At 25.4% G+C, this 5,153-nt stretch carries 8 protein-coding genes; 1 reads left to right on the top strand and 7 read right to left on the bottom strand.

The window, feature by feature from the left end:
- Positions 1 to 209: 209 nt before the first annotated feature.
- The 4 genes from BP769_RS00860 to BP769_RS00845 are packed head-to-tail and all read right to left on the bottom strand — an operon-like array spanning position 210 to position 2,721.
- Positions 210 to 1,019 (bottom strand): hypothetical protein, encoded by an 810-nt coding sequence (locus BP769_RS00860; RefSeq protein ID WP_413861819.1) that lies wholly within the window; start codon positions 1,017 to 1,019, stop codon positions 210 to 212.
- Between the two features lie 15 nt (positions 1,020 to 1,034).
- The gene (locus BP769_RS00855) at positions 1,035 to 1,445 is read right to left on the bottom strand and encodes a hypothetical protein (RefSeq protein WP_413861816.1); all 411 of its coding nucleotides are present in this window, start codon (positions 1,443 to 1,445) and stop codon (positions 1,035 to 1,037) included.
- A gap of 16 nt (positions 1,446 to 1,461) precedes the next feature.
- Positions 1,462 to 1,929 (bottom strand): hypothetical protein, encoded by a 468-nt coding sequence (locus BP769_RS00850; protein WP_413861813.1) that lies wholly within the window; start codon positions 1,927 to 1,929, stop codon positions 1,462 to 1,464.
- A 30-nt stretch (positions 1,930 to 1,959) separates the two neighbouring features.
- Positions 1,960 to 2,721: a hypothetical protein gene (locus tag BP769_RS00845; protein ID WP_413861810.1), complete on the bottom strand. Its 762-nt coding sequence runs from the start codon at positions 2,719 to 2,721 to the stop codon at positions 1,960 to 1,962.
- Between the two features lie 160 nt (positions 2,722 to 2,881).
- Here BP769_RS00845 and BP769_RS00840 point away from each other — a divergent pair, with 160 nt between their 5' ends.
- Positions 2,882 to 3,388, top strand: coding sequence for a hypothetical protein (locus tag BP769_RS00840; protein WP_413861807.1), 507 nt, complete (start codon positions 2,882 to 2,884; stop codon positions 3,386 to 3,388).
- A 23-nt stretch (positions 3,389 to 3,411) separates the two neighbouring features.
- Here the strand turns inward: BP769_RS00840 and BP769_RS00835 are convergent, their stop codons facing one another.
- The 3 genes from BP769_RS00835 to BP769_RS00825 all read right to left on the bottom strand — a co-directional run bounded on the left by BP769_RS00835 (position 3,412) and on the right by BP769_RS00825 (position 5,099).
- Positions 3,412 to 3,801, bottom strand: a complete 390-nt coding sequence (locus tag BP769_RS00835) for a hypothetical protein (RefSeq protein WP_413861804.1) — start codon at positions 3,799 to 3,801, stop codon at positions 3,412 to 3,414.
- Between the two features lie 127 nt (positions 3,802 to 3,928).
- Positions 3,929 to 4,945 carry a pseudomurein-binding repeat-containing protein gene (locus BP769_RS00830; protein ID WP_413861801.1) on the bottom strand — a complete coding sequence of 339 codons (1,017 nt, stop codon included), beginning with the start codon at positions 4,943 to 4,945 and terminating at the stop codon, positions 3,929 to 3,931.
- Positions 4,946 to 4,949: 4 nt separating this feature from the next.
- The gene (locus BP769_RS00825; RefSeq protein ID WP_413861798.1) at positions 4,950 to 5,099 is read right to left on the bottom strand and encodes a hypothetical protein; all 150 of its coding nucleotides are present in this window, start codon (positions 5,097 to 5,099) and stop codon (positions 4,950 to 4,952) included.
- Positions 5,100 to 5,153 lie beyond the last annotated feature (54 nt).

Genomic DNA, 5,153 nt, shown 5'->3' with positions numbered 1-5,153 from the left:
TTAATAATTATTTTAGTAAAACATAACAAAAATATTATGTTTACCTCCTATCCTAAATTTCAAAAAACTCTACAAAAAATAGTATAATTTACAGATATAAAAATTTTATGATTATAAAGTAAAAACATGTAAAATTCAGTTATTCAATATTATCGAATAACTGAAGAGATAAAAAATATTCAAAAATATAAAAAAATAAAATTTAAATTTTAGAAGTGTTTTAATAAATTATTCACTTCATCATTTAATTTATATAACCTTCTTAATTTATCGCTGCAGGTATCATCAGAATAGCAAGGTACTTCAAAAATGCCTTCATAATGAAAATCTAAATTATCATTTTCACGATAAACTTCTAAAGTGTATCCTACATCTTTAAACCACTGCACAGTTTTATCTTTAGGTAAAACTGGTTTATCCGTTTCAGAATCAAACCGATTCAATAAATCATTCAAAGTTTTTGAAACAAATAAATCATAATGATGAATACTATTGCTTCCAACATATTTTATCTTAATATTTTCTTCATCAACTTCAAAACTTTCAATATCTTCAGTTGAAATAAAATCATCAAGAATTCCATCATTTGAATAAATTTCTAAAACACTTCCATCTACACTAATTTTACGAACATTTCTGAAAAGAAAACCATTGATGTGTATAATCATAGGCTTAATTATTATTTTTTCATTTTCCTCAAAAGGTATATTATAAGTTATTTTTTCCTTAATTATCTCTTTAATTAAATCATAACCCATTTTTGACTCTAATTTAACAATATAAAAATTAATACCATTTTTCTCATAAAACTGATTAACACTTCTAAATAATAATTCAAAACGTAATTCCCTCTCACTAGGAAAATTTTTTTTAAATTCTGTACTAATACAATTCTCTAAATTTCTAGTTTCTTTACCCTCATGATCAAGATAAAAAAAGTTATCCTCATCTTGATTTCTTTCGATTCTAAAATTTACATACTCATTTTCATATGTAGCTAAAACAAATTGATTCATCATATTTAATCCCCCTCTTTATGCTATTCTTAGAATATTATATTCTTTACAAACTAATTCTTTCCCTACTTTAAATTCACTTAACTTTTTAATTAGTATAGGTTTAAACTTAGATAAATCATTAAATAGTTTAAGGATTAAACCTTCTTCAGTATCATGCAAAATTGTTTCATCTCGAATAATTAAATACTCATGTAAAGGTACAAGATCATTATTAATTTTCTTATAAACTTCAAGTGTGTTATCCTGTAAAAATTCAAATTCTAAATTAACACGAAACTTTTCATTAACAATTTGCATAGTCATTATATTACTATAATTTTGTATTAACTCTTGTATTGTTTCATCAAAAGTAGCAGTAGGATTAATTCTTCGTAACTGACTACGTGTTTGCATTGTAACTTGTATAGTTGTTTTATTATTACTCACACATAACACTCCTCATTTAATTTTCAATATCAGTCAACCATTTTAAACTCATTTCAAAAATGAGTTTATCGTTTATACTTAAATATAAAGCGTGTAAATCAAACGATAAACAAGTTATTTCTTTAAAATGTAATTTCTTATTTAAAGTTATACTTGTAGGTTCATCAAAATTAACAACATAACCCCCATATAAAGATTTATCAGTATATAATAATTCTTCATGATCTCTAGGACAAAAAGTTAATAAAACTGCATCTTTTAATAATTCATAGTTTAATGCAGATTGTATCTCTTTTTTATCTCCAATTATTTTAAAAGATGAATTTAATCCTTCACCTTCCTGAATAATTTTAATATTATGATTTTCTAAATCTATTATTTTATCTGCTGCAAATTCTCCATATTCTCGTAATGCTAAATTTAGTATTACAGAACTGTAAGTATTTTCATTAACTTTTTTTAAATCTGTTACTTTATCATGCATTTTTTATCATTTCTCCTAAAAAAATTTAATTTAAATAAATGGATATATAATTTTAAGTTTTTTATTTTCATCATCTTGTTGGAAAGCTGCCCCATACTCTCCAATTCGATAATATTTCCATTCTGAAGGATTTCCTAATGATCTTTTGAAGTCATCAGAATCACATTCTCGGAAGTCAATTTCATATTTTTCTTGTATTTTCATAAAGCTATATTTTTTCATGTAACCATATACGAGTAGTGCTTTGTGTGTTTCTATTTCTTTTCTTTCACCAGCTAATTTTTCTATTTGTTTAAATTCATCTTCATGTTCTTCTTCAATCCCATCAAGATCAATACTAGTTAAATCTTCAACATTGAAATAATAGTTTAAATCAAAATTTTCATTAAACTTGTTTTCTTTTTCTTCAATTTTATAATTTAATCTTTTAACTAACTCTTTTAAATCCTCAACATCACTTGTTTTTTCTACAATCTCATTAAATAATGTTTCTCCCATGCTTAAATCTAAGTTTTCTTCTATATAAGACCAGAACTGTTTAGCCCATGACTTTTTGTCATTTTCATATATTTTAATAATGTTTAGTTTTTCACCTGTAATTTTATATAGTACATAATAATCGTAGCTACCTTTGTCGACAGATAAATATAATCCATCTTGTAGGGCTGTGTCTTTTGTGAAATTTCCTAAAATGGAGTATCCCCCATTTTTAGATTTATCCAATCCTATAACTACTTTTGTCCAGTTGAATTGTTCAAGTCCTGCTTCTTTAATTATTTTTTCTATTTTCATTTTAATTTATCTCCTATATGTGTATTGTATACTATAGTATATGCTATAACTAATATATAAACTTTTTGGTTAAAAGTATAAAAAAAATAAACTTAAACAAAAATTTAGAAAAAATTATCACATACATAAAACATATTAAATATATAAAGGAGGTGAAAAAGTGAAAAAAATGGACTTAACAGAACAAACAACAATTATTAAAAATTCTATTTGTAAATATTTTATAGAAAATGAAAATTGTACATCAATAAATTATAATACACTTGAAAATTTAATTAAAGATCAAGATTACTCTGAAGATTTAATACTTGTTTGTTTACATGAATTAGAAGATACTAATGATATCCAATTAGATATTACAACTGATTCTAAAATTCCAAAAAGTTTAAAATTAAATCTATTAACATTATATAATTATTTAAATAATACTGTAGATTTTGAGAATATAGAAAAACAGATTGTTAAATCTTTAATTAATGATGCACCTGATACTGCTAAAGATATTAAAAATAATTTAAATAATATTTCATTAAATATTATTATAGCTTGTTTAAGTTATTATAATTTCTTAGGTTATATTACATTAATACCTACAACAAGTGGAGATTTAATTAAAAACATAACAACTAAAGGTAATATTACCTTTAATAACTTTTTAAAAAATTAAAATTTAAACTTTTTTTACTTTTTTTATGCACCAGTACCCTCACTACCATATTCAGATAAGTATTGATTTGAATCTATATAACTATGACTGTTTTGATCATAGTAATAGGATTGACCATTTTCTTCTTTATATGTTCCTTGATTTACTTCCCCAGTATCATGATACACCCCATTTTTATCACGATAACCTTCACTATCACTTTGTTCTACATTACTATTACTATTACTATTACTATTAGAATCTTGAGATGAAACATTACCAGCAGTAGTTGTATTATTTATTGTTGTATTATTAACAGATGTATTATTAGCAGGTATAGTAGTAATAGTTGATGAAAAGTAGATTGCACCAGCTATTACACAACAACCTATTATTACAGCAACACAAAGTATTAGTAATTGATTATTTTTCATAAATACTCCCCTTATTTTTTTATTAATTAATTTTGGTTTTAATAATTAGAGTATTTAAGAATTTCTATTTCATTCGAAAAAAAGTATGATCATTAATTAAGGTTTATTAAGGATTTCTTAATAAACTCTATGCTACCTCAACAATTAAAAGAGATGGATAAGAAGCAGCGTTTGCATATGATTTCATTGTTTTAAAACTTCTAAGTTGAATGTACCCTCCAGATAGTCCTTGTGCTATTGTAATTGTTTCAGATGATTTACATAGTTTGATTGGGTATTCGTAATGCCCCCATCGTAGTTTGTAGACTGAATGTAATCCTACACCAGTTTTAGGGTCTGCTATCATTTTCCCAATACTATCCCATGTATAATCGCTTAGGTATACCCATTTACAAGTTTTTACTGTATATCCATTTTGGGTTAATATTTTCTTTATTACACTTGTGATTTCATTTGGTCCTGTTCCTGATTTGGTAGTGCCTAATTGTTTAGCTAGGTAACTTTCAGAGTAATAGTTTCCTGTGATTTCACGGAGTATTTGTTGTGAAAGATTGCACCCACAATAATAATTTGTATCTTGTTTTAATTCAGTACCACTATACCATCTTGGACTCTTATAACAATCCTTAGTTGTTATAGTGGGGGTTGAAGAACCTGATTTGGTGGTTGTTATGTAATTAGGTTGTCTACTATTCTTAGCAACAAAATCACTATACTTCTTCAACATTGCAAGATAAGTGGAATAAGTAACATAATCCATCTGGGTAGTAAAATCTAAATAAATTCGACGATTATATTCAGGTTTGCCTCCATCTGCTATAAAACTATCTACACGTGCTTTCATATCTAAAAAGGTTGCTAATGGTATTTTTGCACCAGTATTAGTTAGGTCTGTTGCTTCTACATATATTTGTAATGTTTTAGGTTCACGACTATTCTTTTTTATGAAAGCATTATATCTTGCTAACATATTTTGATACTGTGAATAGAGTATATATGTTGATGGGTCTGGGTGATCAGGACAAACACGAGTGGTACTGGTAACTTTTCCACCATCACTTAGGTATTTGTCTACTCTTGCCTTGATTTCTTTAAATTTTTTTAATGTTATTCTACTTGTGCTTTTACTTAAATCAGTACTCATAATTTTATTCCTCCTTAAAATTTAAACATTCATAATTATTCTTTTCATTTTTGTATAATGCTAAGGTGCATTCATGTGCTTGTTCAAGTTTACAATTTACGCATTGATTAGCGTAAACTTGTTGGTAACGATATTTTTCTTGTGTTTTGTGCATGAATTAACCCCCCTTTATTTTTTCAATATTATTTTTTTTATTATTTTAAAAGTA

The organism is Methanobrevibacter sp. UBA417 (genome assembly GCF_002508845.1).
In the GTDB taxonomy this organism is placed as follows: Archaea; Methanobacteriota; Methanobacteria; order Methanobacteriales; family Methanobacteriaceae; genus Methanobrevibacter_A; species Methanobrevibacter_A acididurans.
The sequence above is the reverse complement of the archived record's forward strand: the minus strand, read 5'-3'. Positions and strand labels throughout refer to the sequence as shown.